Origin of the sequence: Fredinandcohnia onubensis (assembly GCF_002734285.1) — a bacterium.
Classification (GTDB): Bacteria; Bacillota; Bacilli; order Bacillales; family Bacillaceae_L; genus Ferdinandcohnia; species Ferdinandcohnia onubensis_A.
Genome location: NZ_NSEA01000001.1, coordinates 129,455 through 151,932 on the forward strand (window position 1 = coordinate 129,455; position 22,478 = coordinate 151,932).

The window sequence follows — 22,478 nt, forward strand, 5'->3', positions numbered from 1 at the left end:
ATACAATAGAAAGCTTTTTGAAGTAAGAGGGAAAAATTACTTGCGGGCGGTTTTGGATGGTAATGGATGTTTTTGATTGATTTATAAAAAAGGTTTCAATATAATGAGAGTACAATCCATGAAGGAAGTGACATGATGTTAACTCCAGAAAGACATCAGCTTATTTTATCGTTACTAAAAGAACATGGGGTTGTGAAACTTCAAGAGCTGATTGAAAGAACAAATTCATCGGAATCAACGATTCGTCGTGATTTAGTACAGCTTGAAAATGAAAACAAATTAAGAAGGGTCCATGGTGGGGCGTCATTCGTTCACGGAAATCAAATGGAACCGAGTTATATAGAAAAAACAGCAAAGAATATAAAAGAAAAGCAAGCGATTGCTAAATATGCATCAGCGCTTATTCAAGATGGTGACTCCATTTATTTGGATGCAGGGACAACGACACAAGAACTCATCCCATTTCTTGACCACAAGGGACTTACTGTGGTGACCAATGGAGTAAACTTGATTGAACCCTTACTTGAAAAAGGGATTACTACCTATCTAATAGGTGGTGTTTTGAAACCGAGTACAAAGGCCTTGATTGGGAGTCGAGCATTATCAAGCTTGAACCTTTATCGGTTTGATAAGTGCTTTTTAGGAGTGAATGGGATTGATTTGAAGTATGGCCTTACAACCCCAGATCCTGAAGAAGCACTGATTAAACAAACAGCAATGGGCTTAGCGAAGGAAAATTATATATTGGCTGATCACACGAAATTTAATGAGGTTTCTTTTTCGAAAATTTCCTCCTTAAAGGATGCCACTTTAATAACAGATAATGGATTAATAAAGAGTGAGCTTACATTTTATCAAGAACATATCAACATAAAGGTCGTGACAACATGATTTACACAGTTACGTTAAATCCCTCCATCGATTATTTTATCGAATTGGATGATTTTCTGGTGGGTGAACTGAATCGTATTAAAACGGATCGAAAAAGCCCGGGTGGAAAAGGGATCAATGTTTCTACTGTTTTACAAAATGTCGGGGTAGAGAGTGTTGCCTTAGGGTTTATAGGCGGTTTTACTGGCAAATTCCTTATTGATACCTTAACAGAAAAGAATATCCAGACAGACTTTGTCACTGTAGAAGGCGATACAAGAATCAATGTGAAACTCCATTCTGATGTGGAGACTGAGATAAATGGGGCAGGTCCACAAATAACATCTACGGAACTTGATCAGCTTTTAGTGAAGTTTGATCAAATGCAAAAAGGAGATGTGGTGGTACTAGCAGGGAGTATACCGGCATCGTTACCGTCGACACTGTATCAACAGGTCGCCGAAAAATTACAAGACAAGGAAGTTAAAGTTGTTGTTGATGCCACAAGAGACTTATTAGTCGAAGTACTTCCATATAAGCCGTTTTTAATTAAACCAAACCACCATGAATTAGGTGAAATTTTCGGTGTTCAAATCAAGAATGCCGAAGAAGCGATTCCTTACGGGAAAAAGCTTATTGAAATGGGAGCGCAACACGTCATTGTTTCGATGGCGGATAAAGGTAGTTTGCTATTTGTGGATGATGAGGTCTTTTTTGCGAACATTCCTAAAGGGAAACTAGTTAACTCAGTAGGTGCTGGGGACTCAGTCGTGGCAGGTTTTATTGCATCTTATTCAAAAGAACAGGATGCGACAGATGCATTCCGTTTTGGAGCAACAGCCGGCAGTGCCACAGCCTATTCTGAAGGATTAGCAACGGAAGAGAAAATAAATGAATTGATTTCACAAGTACAAGTGAAAAAGATATAGAAAGGAACATGCAGGATGAGAATTACGGATCTGTTAAAGAAAGATACGGTCATTATTGACCTCGTTTCTTCATCAAAGCTTGATGTCATTGATGAATTGGTCTCAAAACTTGATGAAGCTGGTCGCCTACAGGATAAAGAACAATACAAACAGGCAATCTTAACAAGGGAAAGCCAAAGTACAACAGGAATTGGTGAAGGCATAGCGATACCACATGCGAAGACTGCTGCGGTGAAAACACCAGCGATTGCATTTGGACGCTCCATAAAAGGAGTAGATTATGAATCATTGGATGGACAACCAAGCCATTTATTTTTCATGATTGCGGCAAGTGAAGGGGCAAATAATGCACATCTTGAAACACTGTCAAGATTATCTTCATTATTAATGGACGTTGGTTTTCGTGAAAAGATTATGCAGGTTCAAACTCCAGACGAGTTAATCGATGTGATAAATGAAAAAGAAAATGAGTCAGAGGAAGTAGAAGCGCCGGTTGAGAAAAAAGAAGGACAGAAAAAAGTTCTTGCGGTAACGGCATGTCCAACTGGAATTGCACATACGTATATGGCTGCAGACTCACTAAAGGCAAAAGCAAAAGAAATGAACATCGATATTAAGGTTGAAACAAATGGTTCAACAGGTGTGAAAAACGAACTTACTCAAGAGGATATTGATGAGGCAGTAGCAATCATTGTAGCTGCAGACAAGCAAGTAGAGATGGCTCGTTTTAATGGTAAAAAGGTGATTCAGGTACCGGTTGCTCAAGGTATCCGCATACCCGAGGAATTATTAACAAGAGCGGTTAATCAGGATGCCCCAATCTACCAAGCTGAACAAACTGAAAAGAAAAAAACTGAAGGCGGAGAAAGAAGTGGCTTTTATAAGCATTTAATGAATGGTGTTTCTAATATGCTTCCGTTTGTTGTTGGTGGCGGGCTATTAATTGCCATTTCGTTTATCTTTGGGATCAATGCTTCTGACCCGAATGATCCATCTTATCATCCGATTGCAGGCGCGTTGATGACAATCGGAAGTGCCAATGCGTTTCAACTAATGATTCCTGTTTTAGCAGGATTTATCGCCATGAGTATTGCTGACCGTCCTGGATTAGCACCTGGTATGATTGGTGGTCTAATGGCAACGACTGGCGGAGCTGGATTTTTAGGTGGATTAATAGCTGGTTTCCTTGCAGGGTATGTGGTCTTATTACTGAAGAAGGTCTTTTCTGGTTTACCATCATCATTTGAAGGTCTAAAACCAGTGTTGATTTATCCGTTCGTTGGGATTTTGATTACCGGCGCAATTATGTATGTACTTGTTGGTCCGTTAAAATTTGTAATGGACGGGTTGACCGGTTGGCTTGAAGGGCTAGGCACTGGGAATTTGATCGTACTTGGTTTAATTCTAGGTGGAATGATGTCGATTGATATGGGTGGCCCAATTAATAAGGCCGCATTTACCTTTGGAATTGCCATGATTGATGCTGGAAATTATGCACCACATGCAGCTATTATGGCGGGCGGAATGACACCACCACTTGGTCTAGCTTTAGCGACAACTCTCTTTAAAAACAAATTTACAAAGCAAGAACGTGAGGCTGGAAAAACAGCTTATTTCATGGGTGCGTCGTTTATTACAGAAGGTGCGATACCATTTGCAGCTGCTGACCCAGGACGTGTCATTCCTTCTGCGGTTATTGGTTCTGCAGTTACAGGTGCACTAACGATGTTGTTTGGTATCGGCTTACCTGCTCCACATGGAGGAATTTTTGTCATTCCTTTTGTAAATGGGAGTTGGGCATTATATGTACTTGCGATTCTCATCGGTACAGTAATAACGGCATTATTAGTTGGATTCTTGAAAAAACCTATTAAATAAGGAAGATACCCTGTGCTACTTAGGCACGGGGTATTTTTAATGGTAATGAGATTGGTTTAAAAGTGATGGTGTTATTGTTTTGAAGTAGCGCATTGTTTGCTGAGGTCGGAGTGAGTACAAGGTGACCAAGATTATTTCCGGTTTCAATGATTGGCCCTTGATCCATTGAGAGGTAACGAATCTTTTCTTTCCACGTGAAGTTGGTGGGACAAGGGGTATTTCCTTTTTGTTTAACGATATCGTAGGTAGCATCACAATATCTGTTGATTTCTTTGTTCCTTCTTTTCGCTGCATTTATGGTAACGATTGCTTTCATCAATCCGCCTTGAATTCCCGAAAAACTCATGTTGTTCATTGGACTACTTGTAAATTGGTAGATACATAGATCTTCACCATCGGGAAATTTGATATTGGTTGATACAGCAGAAGCGTAATGAACATCCCCGGATAAAATAAAGCAGTGACTCGGGTTCCATTCTTTGATCTGATGCAAGAGTTCACTAAAGCCCTCTCCGTTATACTTCCAAGACTCAAAATCAAATGCTGTTGTTGCAGGAACTCCAATTGTTTTTAATGGATAAATATATTGATTGAGGAAGGACTCAATTAAGCCAATTCCATAGACCGGTGATGGGGAGATAACAAGGAGTGGTTCACCGCTTTTCCAACCACTCCCGTATAAACAATCTGTTAAGGTCTGCCAACCGCCTTCACCAATGAGCTGCGGAGGACGATCCTTTTCTTCGATAGTACGACCAAGGGAAACTGGAAGTGGAGTATGGTCGTATTTTCGTTGTGTTCTCGTATCAAGGAAAATGGATGTTGGGTTTGTCGGTGCAATAAAGTTCCATTGATTATAATTCCAAAGTAGATCCTCCCATATATCATGTGAATGTGAACGAATTTCGTAATCTTTACTATATCTCCACATTTTACCGAGAAATGCCCGATCAAAACGATCTGGGTCATTGCCCCATCCTTGAAACAGCCAATAAGCCATAAGTCCATTGGCAACTACATGTCTCCCAAGGTTTGATGAGTAGACGTTACTTTTCCAATTGTGACTGATGTTCCAATCATCTGTAATATCATGGTCATCAAAGATCATATAGGTTGGTATGTTGGCAAGTAATCTTCTTACCTTCGAAAGTGTTTGATAGGTTTCCTTCACATCGGCCACTTGTTCGTTATATTCTTTCTCGTAAGCCTTCTTTTCCTTTTTTCGCTTCCCTTTTTTGTAAATATAATATATTTGATCTTTATTGGTATGGTCTTTAAATGAAGGAAAGTCACCATCATCTGTATAAGCATCCCACAGCTCAGGAGACCAAGATAATAAATATAGAGCGGCATATTCTCCGAATGTCATTGCATGGTTCCGGGCGTGTGAAGAGGTGAATTTACAAAAACGTTCCATGATGAACTGTCTCCCACGAGCCTGGTTAATAGATTTGTTGAATGGTTTATCTTTGAGGCGAGGCTCTATATCAATAAGGTTTTCTCCTTTACCAATGAGTTTTTCACCTGCTTCCGTCATGATGTGAAACACCGGATCAGGCACATCATCCGCATAAATTTGGTCACCTAATAAAAATAAAGCGTCTGGGCGCTTTTCGAGGTCTAAATAGTTCATTTCGATTGTTTCGTCTCCTTGGCTAAGGGCATCCTCACCTTTTCCATGAAGCTTTCGACATGACCCATATAGGATATTGGTTTTTTGCTTGGATAGGTCTGGAATAAAAAAGCTAGGAAAGGTGAGGTCTCCATATGTGATGGAGTTTGGTTGCTCTTTTCCTAGAAGTTCGAAATCTTGTAAGTCATGAATCTCAGAATTCTGTTGGAAAAGGAGATTATAGCCTAAGAGTGTATTTACAGGGAACTGTGCTTGATACGGTGGTGTTAGTTTGATTAGGCTAATATAAAGTTGTTTTCCTGCACGGAAAGTGGTTGTTTCAGACTCACAATCTATTTCATGGTACGTAAAATTTGTACCATCTATTCTTTCAATTTGATACAGCTTTGCACCTAGTCTGTATCTTTTTCGTAATGCAATCCAAATATAAATGTGAGAAGGCTCAACTCGTCGCAGGATTGGCCCCGATAAAACTGTCGGTAAATCCATTTTGTTCACCATCCCATTTTTTTATATCCTATTCAGGGTTCTAGGCGGCCGTTCATTTCAGGTATGTAACAGAGTTGTGTTGGGAATGGGAGAGTTAGAGAGTTTATGGTACAAGCTAGGGTGAGACAGAGTGCTAGCGTGTACCGTGAGAAAGGTTTCGCGATACAAGCTGTAGTGAAAAGAGAGCGAGCATGTACCGCAAGAGAGGTTTCGCGTTACAAGCTAGAGTGAAAAGAGAGTGAGCGTGTACCGCAAGAGAGGTTTCACGTTACAAGCTAGAGTGAAAAGAGAGCGAGCATGTACCGCAAGAAAGGTTTCACGGTACATGCTGGAGTGAAAAAAGAGTGAGCGTATACCGCAAGAGTGGTTTCGCAGGACAAGCCGGCGGAAAAAGAGCATAAGCGAGAAAAGCCAAACCAAAAAATTTCGAGTAACAAAATAGTTTGTCAAATTTAGGTGAAACGGCTTATAATTCGTTATAGCAGTAGAAATCACAAGGAGAGAGCAAAATGATTCGACGTTTTTTTACATATTATAAACCGCATCGTACACTGTTTTTAATTGATTTTAGTTGTGCGGTGATTGTTGCGATTCTAGAGCTGGCCTTTCCGCTTGCAGTGCAGTGGTTTATTGATAAACTTTTGCCAACCAGTAACTTGTCTGCAATCGTTTGGGTGAGCATTGGATTGTTAGTATTATATTTAGTTAGCTCAGGTCTTCAATTTATTGTAGGATATTGGGGTCATAAGCTAGGGATTAACATTGAAACGGATATGAGGCAGCAGTTGTTTCAACATGTGCAGCGACAATCATTTCGCTTCTTTGATAATACAAAAACAGGTCATATCATGAGCCGTATTACGAATGACTTATTTGATATTGGCGAGCTTGCTCACCATGGTCCTGAGGATTTGTTCATTGCCATTATGACCTTTGTTGGTGCATTTTGGATTATGTTAACGATCAATGTGAAGCTTGCACTAATTGCGATTATTGTTGTGCCATTTTTAGTATGGTTGATTGCTTTTTCAAATGTTCGTATGAATCGTGCTTGGAAGGCGATGTATAGCAATATTGCAGATGTAAATGCCAGGGTCGAGGATAGTGTGGCAGGGGCACGTGTTGTCCAATCCTTCACAAATGAAGAATTTGAAATTTCTAGATTTACAGTTGATAACCGTAAGTTTCGTCGTTCAAAGCTTAGTGCTTATAAAGTTATGGGGTCAGCATCTGCTGGTATCTACCTAATGACACGTCTGTTTGTCCTTATCGTGCTAGTTGTCGGCGCGTGGTTAAGCTTTAGCGGGGAGCTTACTTACGGAGAATTAGTTGGATTCGTCTTATATGCCAATGTCCTTTTTAAACCGATTGATAAAATTAGTGCCCTCTTGGAACTGTATCCAAAAGGGATGGCTGGTTTCAAACGTTTTACAGAGCTACTCGATATGGAGCCAGAAGTGAAAAATGCGAAGGATGCGGTTGCTGTTCCATCTCTTCGTGGAGATATCGTGTTTGAACAAGTAACCTTTGGCTACGATGAAAAGCAAGGACCTGTCTTAAAAGATATAAATCTAAAGGTTCATGCTGGAGAGACAGTGGCGTTTGTCGGTCCATCAGGAGCCGGGAAAACGACGATTTGTTCATTAATTCCACGTTTCTACGATGTGAATGGAGGTTCCATTTCGATTGACGGAATGGATATTCGAAAAATGACAAAGGAATCGTTGCGTTCCCAAATTGGAATTGTTCAGCAGGATGTTTTCCTTTTTACAGGAACCCTACGCGAAAATATAGCATATGGGATGCTTGGAGCATCGGATGAACAAATTGAAGAGGCTGCAAGGCGTGCTCACTTAGAGGAGTTTATTGCTGGACTACCAGATGGCTATGAAACACAGGTTGGGGAACGTGGCCTTAAACTTTCAGGTGGTCAAAAACAACGGATTGCGATTGCCCGAATGTTTTTAAAGAATCCACCAATCCTAATATTGGATGAAGCCACTTCTGCTTTAGATACAGAAACAGAGCAGATTATCCAAAAAGCATTAACAGAGCTTTCTAAAAATCGTACAACACTTGTTATCGCCCATCGTTTAGCTACAATCCGAAATGCAGACCGCATTATCGTAGTGACAGAAGACGGTATTGCAGAACAAGGCGGACATGACGAACTGCTAGAAAAGGGCGGGATCTTCGCAAATCTTCATCAGGTTCAATATCAATCATAATAACCAGGAAATCCTGGTTATTTTTTATGCCTAAAAATGGGTCAAAGGTCATATAAAAATTTCAGTCATTTGGCGGCCAAAAGCATGAAAAAGGGTAGAAGAAAAATGAATCTTGTCAGTTTTAATCGGATAGTAGGGAACTTGTAAAATCTGTTTTTGAAATTTTATTTTAAAAGATAGTAAATTTGTATGAAAGGATGTTTTATTCTTCTTAACGAACTTAAGAGTATGACGAAAAATTGTAGGGGGAATTGTGCGTGAAAAAAGTGTTGAAGCTATTATTTGTTTTTACCTTTTTGAGTATTTTTTCACTTCAGGGAATCTGGGGCAACCCAGCAGAGGCAAGTGAGGGAGAGGAACCAGATATTCGGATCGGAGTTGTTCCTTCTGTTGAATCATTGGTAGTTGGTTCGGAAGGTAAGTTTGATGTTATTGACAAAGAAACAGGCGAAGTGCTTTTAACAGGAGAAAATGAGGAAGTTCAGGTTGAGCTTGCAGGATCATCTGTTGTAAAAACAAACTATCGATTACAGGTTTCCTTTACAACAAGCAATGCGGCTGTTGCGGATTGGTTACACCTTGCCGAATCAAATGGTTATTCAACTTATGTTGAAGAATATAATAATGGTTGGCGTTTACTAATCGGTGAGTTTCCGTCAGATGCCTCATTTGCAGTAAGAACTGCTTTTAAAAATGAAATTGTTGCAAAAGGCCTAGGGGCTAGTGATGCCTATTGGAGATTAATCACGACTGTTGAAGGAGAATCAACAATCAAAGTCTTAAAAGGAGAAACAGCAATTACAACAACAAATCCTATTCAAGTTGTTTCAGAGGATTTAGTGACGATTAACGGGAATCAGTATCGTGGAATCGCTGAGGTTGGTTTCAATAGTTCAGGGGCACTTGCGGGAATCAATGAACTTCCAATAGAGGAGTATTTATATGGTGTTGTTCCACGAGAATTGCCACCTGTACCATACGGTGAATTAGAGGCACAAAAATCACAAGCCATTGCTGCCAGAACCTATGCCTTATCAAACATGGGTAAAAGAGGTAAGGACGGGTATGATCTTCTTCCAACAACGTCTGACCAAGTGTATGGCGGTTTTGAGGCTGAACATCCAATCTCAAATGATGCAGTTAATGGTACACGTGGGATTGTTGCAACTTACGAAGGGAAGTTAATTACAGCTGTGTTTAACTCTACTAGTGGCGGTTTTTCGGCCAATAATGAAGATGTGTGGAGTTCAGACCCTGTTCCTTACTTAAGGGGAGTGCCTGATGCACAAAGAGGTAAGGCATTTGAACATGTTCCATCTCTAGAAGTTTTCAAAAATCATAGCAATTCCAAATCATTACGTGCAGCAAGTGAAGGAGATTTTGAAGCAGATTGGTCAAAATACCATCGCTGGAATTTTGAATGGACCGCAGAGGAAATGAGCGATGTATTGAGTACATCCTATAACACTGAGGTTGGTAAGGTTTATGAAATTAACGTTATAGAGCGCTCAAGTTCAGGTCGTGTACTCGAAATTGAGTTTGTTACGGAAAATGGTACATTTTATGAATACAAAGATCGTATTCGAACTACTTTAAAATATATTAATGCAAGTGGTAACCAAGCTTCACTACTAAGCACGCTGTTCCACATTGAGCCTGTGAAGGATAATAATAAAGAAGTTACTGGGTTTAAAGTATACGGTGGCGGCTGGGGCCATGGTGTAGGCTTGTCACAAACGGGTGCAGTCGGAATGGCTGAGAAAGGGGCAACCTTTGAGGAGATTCTGAAGCATTACTACCAAGGAATTGACATAGAGGATAGATACTAATAAAGAAGACTCGTGCATGGGCACGAGTCTTTTTTTGTCTAGTTTCAGGCGCCATCGGCTCGAGGTCATAAGCCACTCACTTCGGAAGGTAAAATCACCTTCTGTCAGTGAGTGGCTTATGCTTGTCGCCGATAAGCGGGCGCCTTGCACTTTTCTTATAATTTAAATGAACTTTTCAATGAGACAATTCGGTTAAAGACTAGATGGTCGTCTGTAGTATGTTTTGGATCGACGTTAAAATAACCATGTCTAAAGAATTGGAACTTGTCATGTGGCTTCACATCTTTCATGTTCGGCTCAACAAATCCATTTAAAATTTCAAGTGAATTCGGATTGACGTAATCAAGGAATGTTTTGTCCGCATCTTCCTCATTTTCGTCTGAATCTAAAATAAGTGGCTCATATAGACGGAACTCAGCAGGCACCGCTTGTGTCGCCTCAACCCAGTGAATCGTACCTTTTACCTTACGACCTGTAAAGCCAGTACCACTCTTCGTTTCAGGGTCATACGTACAATGAAGTTCCACCACGTTTCCTTCATCATCTTTAATGACTTCTTCACATTTAATGAAATACGCGTGCTTTAGACGAACTTCATTGCCAGGGAAAAGACGGAAATACTTTTTCGGTGGGTTCTCCATGAAATCTTCTTGCTCGATATAGATTTCACGAGAGAATGGGATTTGTCTTGTTCCCATTTCCGGATTTTCAGGGTTGATTTCCGCATCCAGCATTTCTACTTGTCCTTCTGGATAGTTGGTAATGACTACTTTAAGCGGTTTGATAATACCCATTGTTCGTGGTGCTTTTAATTTTAAATCCTCACGAACAAAATGCTCTAGCATTTGAGTATCAACGGTTCCATTGTTTTTCGCTACGCCTAACTCACGGCAGAAAGTACGGATTGCTTCAGGTGTATACCCTTTTCTTCTAAGTCCAGAAATGGTTGGCATACGAGGGTCGTCCCATCCGTCCACGTAGCTTTCCTCAACAAGCTGCTTAAGCTTACGCTTACTCATCACGGTATTTGTTAAATTGATGCGCCCGAACTCGATTTGCTGTGGATTACTCTCCATTTCACAATGCTCAACAACCCAATTATAAAAAGGGCGTTGGTCCTCGAACTCAATCGTACATATGGAGTGAGTTACACCTTCAATTGCATCCTCAACAGGATGTGCAAAAGCATACAATGGATAGATGCACCATTTATCACCTGTATTATGGTGAGTCGTATGCGAAATTCGGTAAATAACAGGATCACGCAGATTGATGTTTGGAGATTTCATATCAATTTTTGCACGTAAAACTTTTTCACCATTTCCGTATTTACCAGCACGCATGTTTTCAAATAGTTCAAGGTTTTCCTCGATTGTACGATCGCGATAAGGACTTTCTTTTCCAGGCTCTGTTAAGGTACCACGATATTCACGGATCTCATCTGCGCTTAAATCGTCCACATACGCAAGGCCCTTTTTAATAAGTAAAACAGCCCGGCTATACATTTCCTCAAAGTAATCCGATGCAAAAAATAAACCGTCCCAATCATATCCAAGCCATTTTACATCTTCTTTAATCGAGTTCACAAACTCAATATCCTCTTTTAAAGGGTTTGTATCATCAAATCGTAGGTTTGTTTTACCTTTAAATTCATCCGCAAGGTCAAAATTCAGAACGATTGATTTAGCATGTCCGATATGTAAATACCCATTTGGTTCTGGTGGGAAGCGGGTCACGACATGGTCACGCTTTCCAGTTTCTAAATCGTCGATTATGATATTTCTAATAAAATTTGAAACGTTATTATTTTCCACGGCCATAACCTCTTTCGTTATCCTATACTGGGCGTTCAAAAAGTCTTGGTACAACTAATTGCTTCCTTTCTTATTGAACGGTACTATAATTGATGAATATATCATAAAACCAGAATAATTTCCATTATTCTCATGTTTACCAAAGTTTAAGTTGATTATTAGGACGTCTTTCATATAAGCTTTACTGTATCTCAAATTTTATAACCATCGGAGCGAGGTTTTATGGAAAATAAGATAGAAATTATGGAGATCTGCCTGTTAGCGGGGAAAATCATGCTCGAGAGTGGGGCAGAGACGTATCGGGTAGAGGACACGATGAATCGTATGGCCGCAGCTTTTGGGAATGTAACGTCTCAAAGTTATGTAACACCTACGGGGATTATGTTCTCGACAAGTGGAACAGAACCTACAAATATAATACGAATTAATGAGAGGTCTACCGATTTAGAAAAGGTAACCCTTGTAAATAATATTTCGCGTAAAATTAGCAGCGGGGAATTAACGCTTCAAGAGGCAAAGCGTGAGTTAGAAGAGCTCTCAAAAAGGGATCTTTCTTACCCGATTTGGATTCAGATTCTATCAGCAGCCATAGCTAGTGGCTGTTTTACGATTATGTTCCTTGGAAGCTGGACCGACTTTTTACCAGCTTGTATCGCTGGAGGAGTGGGCTTTGCCTTTTTTATCTATCTTCATCAGCTGGTTCGAATAAAGTTCTTCGCGGAATTTATGGCGTCATTTTTAATTGGAATGATCGCCTATCTGTTTATCGTAACTGGACTAGGGGCTGAGCTCGATAAAATTATTATCGGTTCTGTGATGCCACTTGTTCCTGGTTTATTGATTACAAATGCTGTTCGTGATTTAATTGCAGGACATCTTGTTTCGGGGATTTCAAAGGGGGCAGAAGCATTTCTAACCGCCTTTGCCATTGGAACGGGAGTAGCGGTGATTCTTGCCATTTTCTAAGTTGAAAGGAGTTTATAATGCTTTCCCATTTGATTACAAGCTTTGTTGCTTCAAGTACATTTGGCATCATCTTCAATGTTCCGAAAAAGTCGCTTATTAAATGTGGCCTAGTCGGAATGATTGGTTGGATGTTATATATCTTTTTATTTCTACAAGGGATTGATGCGGTTTATGCGACACTTGCTGCCTCTTTTTTGGTTGCAGTCATCAGCCATATCTTTGCAAAGGTCTATAAAAATCCAGTGATTATCTACAGCATCGTTGGAATCATTCCCTTAGTACCTGGTGGAATCTCATACGACGCAATGAGGAATTTTGTTGAAAACGACTATTCAACAGCACTTCCACTGGCAGCAAGGGCATTTATGATCTCAGGCGCAATCGCCTTCGGACTTGTTTTATCCGAGGTGTTGAATCAGTTGATCATTAGGCGAAAGAAGAGTTCAGTTAAAGCTTCCGGAATTTAGATTCCAGGAGGCTTTTTATTTTGGATAGGTTTATAATTTTTAGCTAAAATCGATAGCTTGAGCCCGATCAAAAAGTTCATGAAATATAAAGGAATTTCGGCATATTCATAGAAAGTAAGGGTGTATAATCGTTTCGGTCATACAAACTTCATCCTCAAGTCGAAGGGAGACGTCTATGAGCAAAAACGACGGCATTTACAATGATTTATCAAAGGACATGACTTATGGTGACTATCTTCAGTTAGATACATTACTCTCGAGCCAGCAACGCCTTTCTGAGCATCATGATGAAATGCTTTTTATTATCATTCACCAAACGAGTGAACTATGGATGAAGCTTATTTTGCATGAGGTCAATGCGGCGAAAGCATCTATTTTAAAAAATGACCTTGAACCGGCTTTTAAGAAGCTATCAAGGGTCTCAAAAATTCAGCAGCAATTGATTCAGTCCTGGGACGTTCTCTCAACATTAACCCCCTCTGAATATATGGAATTTAGGGGAGAGCTCGGAAAGTCGTCGGGGTTCCAATCCTATCAAAATCGGTTAATCGAGTTTGCACTTGGTCATAAGAAACCGAATGTGCTTGGCGTATATAAGCATCAACCTGAAATTTACAAACAGGTTGAAGATGCTCTTCAAGAGAAAAGTATCTATGATGCAGCGATTTTGGCTCTTTCAAAAAGGGGCTTTAACATTGATAAATCATGCCTCGAAAGGGATTGGACGGAGGATTATAAAGCGAACGAAAGTGTTGAACAGTCATGGCTAGAAGTCTATCAAAATGTTGAAAAGTATTGGGATTTTTACGAGCTTGCGGAGAAGTTAGTTGATATAGAATCCCACCAACAGAAATGGCGCTATAACCACATGATTACGGTTGAACGGATTATCGGATATAAGAGAGGGACTGGTGGCTCAGCAGGGGTTGAATACTTAAAGCAGGTGATCAACCATCGCTTTTTCCCAGAGTTGTGGAATATGCGGACGAAATTATAAAGGGGCTTAACGTAAAAATGGACATACAAATTCAAGCCGTTTCAAAAGAGGAAGAAGACGTTTTACATAATCTCATGCAATTTTATATCTATGAATTTACGAAGTACATGAGTAGTATAACGATAAAAGAAAATGGCCGTTTTGGTAGATTTAATCTGGATGTCTATTGGACCGACCGTAATCATCATGCATATTTTGTGAAAGTGGATGGTTTACTCGCAGGATTTGTTTTGCTGCACAGTCTATCAGATAAAGAACCCAATTCAATAGAAGAATTTTTTATCATGAGAGGTTATGAGGGAAAAGGTATCGGCTCCAATGTTGCCGAGCAAATCTTTTCAATGTTTCCTGGAAGGTGGTATGTGCAACAGTCGGAAAAGAATGAGCGTGCCCGGGCGTTTTGGAGAAATATCATTTCAAAATGTACGAAGGGAAACTTTGAGGAACGATTTGATGAAAGAAAATGTTCGATTCAGGAGTTTACTATAGAAGAAAGTAAATAAGAAGTTCGCCAAACGGTGAACTCCTTATTTGATCATAAATTCATCAAACGGCAAGTAATAAACGGGGTAATGTTCTAGCTGTTCAAAGCCGAGTTTCTTTGCAATTACTATGGAGTCTTTGCGAAACGACTCTGTTGTCCAATGAGGTGTTACATCCCGTCTCAGACATTCTTCGATAAAGGCCCTTGCCATTGCGGTAGCAAGTCCTTTGCCCCGGTGGTTTGTGTTATATGTGTTAATTCCAATTTCGTATTCATTTTCAGATACAAAAACAGAGAGACAAGTTCCGATTACAGTTGATCCTTGAACAACGGCATAGCCAAAGCCCTTTTGAAAAAATGAATCAAGGGATTCTCCCCAGAATTTTGTAATTTCATTTTTAACGATATGGTCTCTATCTCCTTCAATTAGTTCCGGACTAATTGGTTTTACCTCATAACCTTCAGGCACACCTCTAGAATCGCTAGCATTAAACCATTCTTTATGAAAAACAAACGGCACACGCTCACCTTTCAAAAGGGAAACTCTCGTAAAAATGGATTCAATAGTTCCCTTCCAATCATGATTTGGGTAAATTTCAAGATTTAAAGTATCCTCCTCTGGGAGTGCCTCATGGCGAATCACAGATGCAATATATTCTTCAAGTTCTGAATTAAACTTCTGATTATCAACCCTTCCGCAAAGATAGAACATCTCATTTTTCGCCCAAATAAAGGCAGTTTTAGGATTGCTCAGGTTGTCTACGTAGATCTCACCAGGATTAATACCATCAATCACTCCATTCATGACGGGGTGGTTTTCTAGTCCAGTGAGGAGTGGTTTCACATTTTTAAAAGTAACAGCATCGAGCTTAACAATCATTTTCTTCACGACCTTCTATCGAATCAGGTGTCTATTTAATTCCTGTTAAAACAAATATTCTCCAAATCGAATAAAATTCCTTTTGTCTCTGAAAGTTTTGTGTAAAATAAAGAGGATGAAATGTAATGGAGGAAATGACATGATTACGATGAAGGAAATTGCGAAGCTGGCTAATGTGTCTAGTGCAACTGTTTCACGCGTGCTGAACAACTCAGGATATGTGAGTGATGATGTTCGCAAGCGAATCTTAAAAATTATTGATGAAACAGGTTATATTCCCAGTGAGCATGCAAAGGCATTACGGACAAAGCAATCCAATGTCATTGGTGTCATTTTACCAAAATTAAGCACTGAGACAGCTAGTAGAATTGTGAGTGGAATCAGCGAAGAACTAGCCAAACACGGCTATCAAATTCTATTAACCAATACAAATCTGGATCCGAAAAAAGAAATCGAGTATGTGAAACTTTTAAAAAGCAAACAGGTTGATGGTATCATTCTTCTTGCGACAAACCGAAGTGAAGCACTACTTAAGGAAATCGAAAAACTTAAAATTCCTTTTGTGTCGACTGGACAGGAGTTCGAGGGGATACCATCCGTTATTAACAATAATCACGGTGCTGCAAAAGACATCACCAAACTCTTGATTAATAAGGGTCATACTAAAATTGCCTTTATCGGTGTAGACGAGTCAGATTATGAGGTAGGATACAAGCGTAAAGCGGGATATTTGGCTGCGTTAGAGGAAAGCCAATTACCTGTTATAGATCAGTGGATTCAAAAAGGGGAGTTTACGATTGAATCAGGCTATATGATGGCAAAAGCGATCATTGAATCTTCTTCTGAGAAACCAACTGCAATTGTCGCTGTTACGGACCGATTAGCCATTGGAGCAATGGAGTACCTCAAAGAGCAAGGATTACATGTTCCAAAAGATGTGGCTCTTACAGGTATGGGTGCGTCCGATTTATCAAAATATATTACGCCTAAATTAACAACGGTTGACCTATTAAGTGAGCACACTGGAGCAGAAGCAGCGAAGACATTACTACAGATATTGCAGGAAGGGATTTCCTTAGAAAAAAAACAAATCGACTATAGACTAATAATTAGAGATAGTATATAATCGGTTTTGTAATGAATGTGTAATCGATTACACATAAGTGCTAAATTTTTTTGAGTGATATGTAATCGATTACCTATTTTTATAACGAATATGAAATCGATTACACACAAACACTATTTAATAGAGGTGATAGTAATGTCAGAAAATCGTATAATTGCTGAAGAGATCATTGAAGCAGTCGGCGGTAAAGAAAACATCCTATCTGCCGCACACTGTGCGACAAGATTACGAATTATGGTACAAGATAAAGAAAAAATCAACCAAGAAAAGATTGAAAATGTAGATAAAGTTAAAGGTGCATTCTTTAACTCCGGTCAATTCCAAGTCATCTTAGGTACAGGAACAGTAAATCGTATTTATGAAGAAGTCGAGAAACTTGGAGTTGAAACATCAACGAAAGCTGACCAATCAAAAGAGGCAGCGAAAAGTGGAAACGCCTTTCAACGTGCTATAAGAGCATTCGGTGACGTGTTCGTTCCAATCATCCCAGCTTTAGTTGCAACAGGTCTTTTCATGGGTGTTCGGGGCTTGGTGATGCAGGAGCAAATCCTTGCATGGTTTGGCTTAACTCCTGCTAGTATCCCAGAAAACTTCATTTTATTTACACAAATCTTAACGGATACAGCCTTTATTTTCTTACCGGCACTAGTAGCATGGTCAACATTCCGCGTGTTTGGCGGAAACCCAACTATCGGACTCATACTTGGATTAATGTTAGTTAGTCCTTCGTTGCCAAACGCATGGGGAGTTGCAGGTGGTGAAGTTGAACCGCTGAAATTTTTTGGATTTATCCCAGTGGTTGGTTATCAAGGTTCTGTAATTCCAGCATTTATCACAGGTATTGTTGGTGCAAAGCTTGAAAAATGGATTCGTAAACGTGTACCAGAAGCATTGGATCTAATTGTAACGCCGTTTTTAACATTACTAATCATGATTGCTTTAGCACTCTTTGCAATCGGACCAGTATTCCACACAGTTGAGAACCTGATTTTAGACGCAACAGTAGCGGTACTTGAGTGGCCATTTGGATTAGCGGGTATTATCATTGGAGCCTTAAACCAAATCATCGTTATTACAGGTGTCCATCACGTCTTTAACTTATTAGAAATACAACTACTTGAAAACTTCGGCAATAATCCTTATAACGCGATTGTTACTTGTGCAACTGCGGCACAAGGTGGAGCGGCTTTAGCTGTAGGGTTAAAAACAAAATCAAAAAAATTAAAAGCTTTAGCACTACCATCATCATTATCGGCATTTTTAGGAATCACAGAACCAGCTATTTTCGGGGTTAATCTTCGTTATGGAAAACCGTTTATTATGGGTATTATCGGTGGTGGAGTTGGTGGTTTCTTTGCCTCAATCTTTGGACTAAAAGCAACAGGGATGGCAATCACTGTAATTCCTGGAACACTCCTTTATCTAAATGGACAAATTTTGCTCTATATTCTCGTGAATGTAATTGCAATAGCGGTAGCATTCATCCTAACTTGGATGTTCGGTTATTCAGATAAAATGCAAGAAGGCAAGTAATGACTTGCCTTCTTAACGTAAGGAGATCATCATGAATCAGCATGAATTAATAGAAAAGGTAAATCAAGAAGTTGAACGAAATAGGGAAATGGTAGAAAGTGACCCGAATCGTTTGCGATTTCACTTAATGCCCCCGGTTGGTTTGTTAAATGATCCAAATGGGTTTATTCAATTTAAGGGAGTATACCACTTATTTTATCAGTGGAACCCCTTTGAAACGGCACACGGTGCGAAGTTTTGGGGGCATTTTACCTCAAAGGATTTCATAAACTGGGAGCATCAGCCAATTGCTCTAGCTCCAAGCGAATGGTATGAGAAAAATGGCTGTTATTCTGGAAGTGCCATCGAGCATGAAGGGAAGATGGTGTTATTTTATACGGGAAATGTGAAGGATGAAAATGGGGAACGTGAGACGTATCAATGTATGGCGGTTTCACAGGACGGGATTACGTTTGAGAAAAAGGGCCCAGTGATTCATCTCCCAGAAGGCTACACTGCCCATTTTCGTGATCCTAAGGTTTGGAACAAGGACAATACATGGTATATGGTGCTAGGAGCACAAGATCTAGACGAGCAAGGGAAGGTTGTTCTCTATTCTTCTTCAGATCTAAAGAATTGGGATCTACTTGGTGCGATAACGGGTTCGTTTATGAATCAACTGGGCCCGTTCGGTTATATGTGGGAATGCCCTGATTTATTCGAGTTAGACGGGAAGGATATTCTTCTTGTTTCACCACAAGGGCTTGACCCAGAGGGAGACTTTTATCATAACCTATTCCAAGCGGGTTATTTTGTTGGGGAGTTAGACTATAAAAAAGCTGCTTACCAGCATGGCTCTTTTACTGAATTAGATCGCGGCTTTGATTTCTATGCCCCGCAAACAACCGTTGATGAAAAAGGAAGAAGACTCCTTTTTGCATGGATGGGAATTACAGATGATAATGAAAAATATCAACCGACCATTGAAAAAGGTTGGATCCATGCGATGACCCTGCCACGTGTTCTTACACGTAAAGGGGAAAAAGTTATACAGCAGCCTGTGGAAGAGTTACAGCAGTTACGTAGAAATGAAGTGTCTTATAATGAGGTTCAACTCACAACATCAAATGTTGCCCTTGAAGGGTTAAAAGGTGAAGCGGTTGAACTCCTTCTTGATGAAATGATTTGCGAAGGGGACACCTTTGAAATCAACTTTCGAGGTGGAGCAAGGTTTGTATATTCTCCAAAAGTAGGAAAAATGAGCCTCCACCGCGAAAACTTTAAGGATGCAAGTATCGAATCACGCCATTGTATGATTGATTCGGTTAAAAATCTACACGCGTTTATGGATACTTCTTCGATAGAGATTTTTGTGAATGGTGGCGAAGAAGTGTTTACAGCAAGATATTATCCCGATGTTACGGATCAATCCATAACATTTTCAGCAGAAGGTAAGGTCCAGTTTAATTTGAAGAAATGGGACTTGGGCTGAGGTACACGCTGGTGGGAAAAGGGCGGAAGCGTGTAGCGTAAGAGGGGACTTGAGGTACATGCTCAGCATCAAAAGGCTCAAGCGTGTCCCGCAAGAAGGGTATCGCAGTACAAGCTCAGCGTCAAAAGGCTCAAGCGTGTCCCGCAAGAATGGTTTCGCGGTACAAGCTCAGCGTCAAAAGGCTCAAGCGTGTCCCGCAAGAATGGTTTCGCGGTACAAGCTCAACACCAAAAACCCCAAGCGTGTACTTTTAGCTCCTAAAAATAAGCAGTCTAATCTTAACGAAAGAAAGTGAAGCAATGAAACAGGGTGTTATTTGTTTAGGTGAAGCATTAATTGATTTCATTCCACTTGACCAAGACAATATGCAGTTTCTTAAGAGTCCTGGAGGTGCGCCGGCGAATGTTGCTGTAGGTGCAGCAAGACTTGGTGCAAAGTCGTCCTTCATCGGTAAAGTTGGGGATGATGTTCTTGGCAATTTTTTAAAAGATACATTAGATAACTATAACGTCCAGACTCAGGCAATGTATCTATCGAAGGAAGTGCGCACAGGACTAGTGTTTGTCACGCTTGGAGAAGACGGTGAACGGGAGTTTTCGTTTTATATTGAAAAAAGTGCAGACCGCTTTTTAACTCCTGAAGAGATTCCAGCGTCTCTTTTTGACGAGCATAATGTGTTCCACTTTGGTTCCATTTCTCTCATTGATGACCCAGCGGAGTCGGCGACGAAGAGGGCGCTCCAACTGGCGAAGGAAAAAGATTTAGTGGTTTCCTACGATCCAAACCTCAGGCCAATGCTATGGAAGGATTTAGACACAGCGAAACAGAAAATCACTTCTATGCTCAGTGAGGCGGATGTCGTGAAATTATCAGAGGTTGAGTTAGAGTTTATAACGGGCGAGACTGATATTGAACGTGGTGTACCAAAACTAGCACAATACAATATTCCACTTTTGTTCATCACGCTTGGTAAGGATGGAGTGCATGCTTTCTTTAAGGGTGAGTCCATTTTTGTTGAAGCGAGAAAGGTAAAAAGCGTGGATACAACAGGTGCAGGAGATGCGTTTGTGTCGGGATTACTGTACCAGTTCAGCGAGAGGGATAAAAAGATAACGGAATATACGCTAGGCGAAATCAAGGAAATTGCTACGTTTGCTAGTGTATCAGGTGCGCTTGCTGTCTCACAAAAGGGTGCAATGACCGCTTTGCCGACAATTGAGCAGGTACAAGCGTTCTTAGCTGAAAAATGAAGTGGGTCCATTGTGGATCCACTTTTTAATAGCGTTTAAATGAACTATTATTGCGTTTTATTTTTCGGATATACGCTTTATTTTTGATAATTGCGCATTAATTTCCGTAATAGCGCTTTATTTTCGATAATTGCGTTATAGCAGTGCTCATACCAAAAAAAGGTGGATCCCCCAACCCGGGAATCCACCTTTTCTCTTACAATGACTTTTCTAATTCAAACCAATATGTGCATAGCGTTTCCAACCCTTTGTCAAAATTTTCGAGGTGGAAGTGCTCGTTTGGTGCATGGAAGTTTTCCGTTGGAAGTCCAAAGCCCATCAACACAATTGGTGCGTGGAGGACCTCATCCAGGGTAGCGATAATCGGTAATGATCCGCCACCACGTGTGAATGAAGTTGGAACCTTATATACTTCTTCATACGCACGGCTTGCTGCTTGAATCGCTGGGTGGTCAAATGGTGTTACATATGGCGCACCTTTGTCAAACAGTTGTAAGCTTACCTCAACGCCGGCTGGTTTATTTTTTTCAATATGTTGCTTAAGCTGTTCGACGATCACTTCAGGGTCTTGGTTCGGAACGAGACGACATGTAATTTTTGCATGTGCCTCCGATGGGATAACTGTTTTGATGCCATCTCCCTGGAAACCACCATAAATTCCGTTAATATCAAGGGTTGGGCGGACCCAAGTTCGCTCAAGATAGCTATAGCCTTTTTCCCCATAAAGTGCAGGTACGCCAAGCTCTTGACGTTGTTTTTCCTCATCGAAATTTAAATCCTCATATGCTTGTTTTTCTTCATCTGTTAATGGAAGTACATCATTATAGAATCCTTCAACGGTTACCTTTCCGTCTTCATTATGGAAAGATTCCAGTAATTGAACTAGTGCATTAATAGGATTATGTACACCGCCGCCATATAGGCCGGAATGTAGGTCGCTATTTGAGCCTTTTATATCAATTTGAAGACCTGCTAAACCTCTAACACCATAGCAAATTGTTGGCTTACCGCGTTCATTCATGCTTGTATCAGAAATTACGATGACATCTGCGGCAAGTAACTCTTGATTTTCCTTAACAAAAGCTGGAAGGTTCGGGCTTCCGATTTCTTCTTCACCTTCGATACAGAATTTGAAATTTAGTGGCAGTGTGCCCTCTGTCTTTAAGATGGTTTCCAGTGCTTTAAGGTGCATGAAGGTTTGACCTTTGTCGTCACTTGCTCCTCGTGCAAAGATTTTATCGTCACGAATTTCTGGCTCGAACGGTGGGCTGTCCCATAAGTGAAGCGGGTCAACTGGCTGAACATCATAGTGCCCGTAAATCAATACAGTTGGCTTTCCTTCCGCATGAAGCCAGTCTCCATATACAACCGGATGTCCTTTGGTAGGGTGAATGCTCACATTGTCCATACCAATGTTTCGTAAGCCTTGAGCAACCCATTCTGCAGTCACGTTTACATCTTCTTTGTGATCAGGCAGTGCACTGATACTAGGGATTGAAAGGAATTTGAAAAGTTCCTCTAAATGTGAGTCTCGCTTTTCGTTTAGATAGGTTTGGATATTTTCATTCAAAGCTGTTTCCCTCCTTTTTTTGTGTAAAAGACAGCTCTATTACATTATTTTACATCAATTAAAT

The 22,478-nt window shown here is 40.3% G+C and carries 17 protein-coding genes; 13 read left to right on the forward strand and 4 right to left on the reverse strand.

Translation table 11 applies throughout. The features are described from left to right. Nucleotides 1-135 precede the first annotated feature (135 nt). From CKJ95_RS00570 to CKJ95_RS00580, 3 genes are read left to right on the forward strand one after another with little or no spacing between them, the layout of a single operon-like run. Nucleotides 136-891 (forward strand): DeoR/GlpR family DNA-binding transcription regulator, encoded by a 756-nt coding sequence (locus CKJ95_RS00570; RefSeq protein WP_099351467.1) that lies wholly within the window; start codon nucleotides 136-138, stop codon nucleotides 889-891. Continuing rightward, the gene (gene pfkB / locus CKJ95_RS00575) at nucleotides 888-1,799 is read left to right on the forward strand and encodes a 1-phosphofructokinase (RefSeq protein WP_099351468.1); all 912 of its coding nucleotides are present in this window, start codon (nucleotides 888-890) and stop codon (nucleotides 1,797-1,799) included. The genes CKJ95_RS00570 and pfkB overlap by 4 nt, the downstream gene beginning before the upstream one ends. A gap of 15 nt (nucleotides 1,800-1,814) precedes the next feature. Beyond that, nucleotides 1,815-3,677 carry a PTS fructose transporter subunit IIABC gene (locus CKJ95_RS00580; protein ID WP_099351469.1) on the forward strand — a complete coding sequence of 621 codons (1,863 nt, stop codon included), beginning with the start codon at nucleotides 1,815-1,817 and terminating at the stop codon, nucleotides 3,675-3,677. 19 nt (nucleotides 3,678-3,696) lie between these two features. On the opposite strand, the gene CKJ95_RS00585 is transcribed toward CKJ95_RS00580, so the two are convergent. After that, nucleotides 3,697-5,799, reverse strand: coding sequence for a hypothetical protein (locus CKJ95_RS00585; protein WP_099351470.1), 2,103 nt, complete (start codon nucleotides 5,797-5,799; stop codon nucleotides 3,697-3,699). A gap of 509 nt (nucleotides 5,800-6,308) precedes the next feature. Here CKJ95_RS00585 and CKJ95_RS00590 point away from each other — a divergent pair. Both CKJ95_RS00590 and CKJ95_RS00595 read left to right on the forward strand, forming a co-directional pair. Further along, nucleotides 6,309-8,027: an ABC transporter ATP-binding protein gene (locus CKJ95_RS00590; RefSeq protein ID WP_099351471.1), complete on the forward strand. Its 1,719-nt coding sequence runs from the start codon at nucleotides 6,309-6,311 to the stop codon at nucleotides 8,025-8,027. Nucleotides 8,028-8,284: 257 nt separating this feature from the next. After that, nucleotides 8,285-9,856, forward strand: coding sequence for a SpoIID/LytB domain-containing protein (locus CKJ95_RS00595; RefSeq protein WP_180271378.1), 1,572 nt, complete (start codon nucleotides 8,285-8,287; stop codon nucleotides 9,854-9,856). A 155-nt stretch (nucleotides 9,857-10,011) separates the two neighbouring features. On the opposite strand, the gene CKJ95_RS00600 is transcribed toward CKJ95_RS00595, so the two are convergent. Beyond that, the gene (locus CKJ95_RS00600; protein ID WP_257215691.1) at nucleotides 10,012-11,676 is read right to left on the reverse strand and encodes a glutamine--tRNA ligase/YqeY domain fusion protein; all 1,665 of its coding nucleotides are present in this window, start codon (nucleotides 11,674-11,676) and stop codon (nucleotides 10,012-10,014) included. A gap of 216 nt (nucleotides 11,677-11,892) precedes the next feature. Between CKJ95_RS00600 and CKJ95_RS00605 the strand changes: the two genes are divergently transcribed. The 4 genes from CKJ95_RS00605 (at nucleotide 11,893) to CKJ95_RS00620 (ending at nucleotide 14,603) form a co-directional block, all read left to right on the forward strand. Further along, nucleotides 11,893-12,636: a threonine/serine exporter family protein gene (locus tag CKJ95_RS00605; protein WP_099351474.1), complete on the forward strand. Its 744-nt coding sequence runs from the start codon at nucleotides 11,893-11,895 to the stop codon at nucleotides 12,634-12,636. A 17-nt stretch (nucleotides 12,637-12,653) separates the two neighbouring features. Further along, the gene (locus tag CKJ95_RS00610; protein WP_099351475.1) at nucleotides 12,654-13,103 is read left to right on the forward strand and encodes a threonine/serine exporter family protein; all 450 of its coding nucleotides are present in this window, start codon (nucleotides 12,654-12,656) and stop codon (nucleotides 13,101-13,103) included. Between the two features lie 175 nt (nucleotides 13,104-13,278). Continuing rightward, on the forward strand, nucleotides 13,279-14,100 hold the full coding sequence (kynA, locus tag CKJ95_RS00615) for a tryptophan 2,3-dioxygenase (protein WP_099351476.1): 822 nt from the start codon (nucleotides 13,279-13,281) through the stop codon (nucleotides 14,098-14,100). A 17-nt stretch (nucleotides 14,101-14,117) separates the two neighbouring features. Then, the gene (locus tag CKJ95_RS00620; RefSeq protein WP_099351477.1) at nucleotides 14,118-14,603 is read left to right on the forward strand and encodes a GNAT family N-acetyltransferase; all 486 of its coding nucleotides are present in this window, start codon (nucleotides 14,118-14,120) and stop codon (nucleotides 14,601-14,603) included. 24 nt (nucleotides 14,604-14,627) lie between these two features. On the opposite strand, the gene CKJ95_RS00625 is transcribed toward CKJ95_RS00620, so the two are convergent. Continuing rightward, nucleotides 14,628-15,464: a GNAT family N-acetyltransferase gene (locus CKJ95_RS00625; protein WP_099351478.1), complete on the reverse strand. Its 837-nt coding sequence runs from the start codon at nucleotides 15,462-15,464 to the stop codon at nucleotides 14,628-14,630. A gap of 139 nt (nucleotides 15,465-15,603) precedes the next feature. Here CKJ95_RS00625 and CKJ95_RS00630 point away from each other — a divergent pair, with 139 nt between their 5' ends. From CKJ95_RS00630 to CKJ95_RS00650, 4 genes are all read left to right on the forward strand, one after another. Further along, a complete protein-coding gene (locus CKJ95_RS00630; protein WP_099351479.1) occupies nucleotides 15,604-16,590 on the forward strand; it encodes a LacI family DNA-binding transcriptional regulator in 987 nt (328 codons plus the stop codon). 135 nt (nucleotides 16,591-16,725) lie between these two features. Next, the gene (locus CKJ95_RS00635; RefSeq protein ID WP_099351480.1) at nucleotides 16,726-18,123 is read left to right on the forward strand and encodes a sucrose-specific PTS transporter subunit IIBC; all 1,398 of its coding nucleotides are present in this window, start codon (nucleotides 16,726-16,728) and stop codon (nucleotides 18,121-18,123) included. Nucleotides 18,124-18,154: 31 nt separating this feature from the next. After that, nucleotides 18,155-19,594: a glycoside hydrolase family 32 protein gene (locus tag CKJ95_RS00640; RefSeq protein WP_099351481.1), complete on the forward strand. Its 1,440-nt coding sequence runs from the start codon at nucleotides 18,155-18,157 to the stop codon at nucleotides 19,592-19,594. Nucleotides 19,595-19,893: 299 nt separating this feature from the next. Continuing rightward, nucleotides 19,894-20,844, forward strand: a complete 951-nt coding sequence (locus tag CKJ95_RS00650) for an aminoimidazole riboside kinase (RefSeq protein WP_099351483.1) — start codon at nucleotides 19,894-19,896, stop codon at nucleotides 20,842-20,844. A gap of 196 nt (nucleotides 20,845-21,040) precedes the next feature. Here the strand turns inward: CKJ95_RS00650 and CKJ95_RS00655 are convergent, their stop codons facing one another. Continuing rightward, complete coding sequence (locus CKJ95_RS00655; protein WP_099351484.1) at nucleotides 21,041-22,414, reverse strand: dipeptidase; 1,374 nt, start codon at nucleotides 22,412-22,414, stop codon at nucleotides 21,041-21,043. Nucleotides 22,415-22,478: the final 64 nt, after the last annotated feature.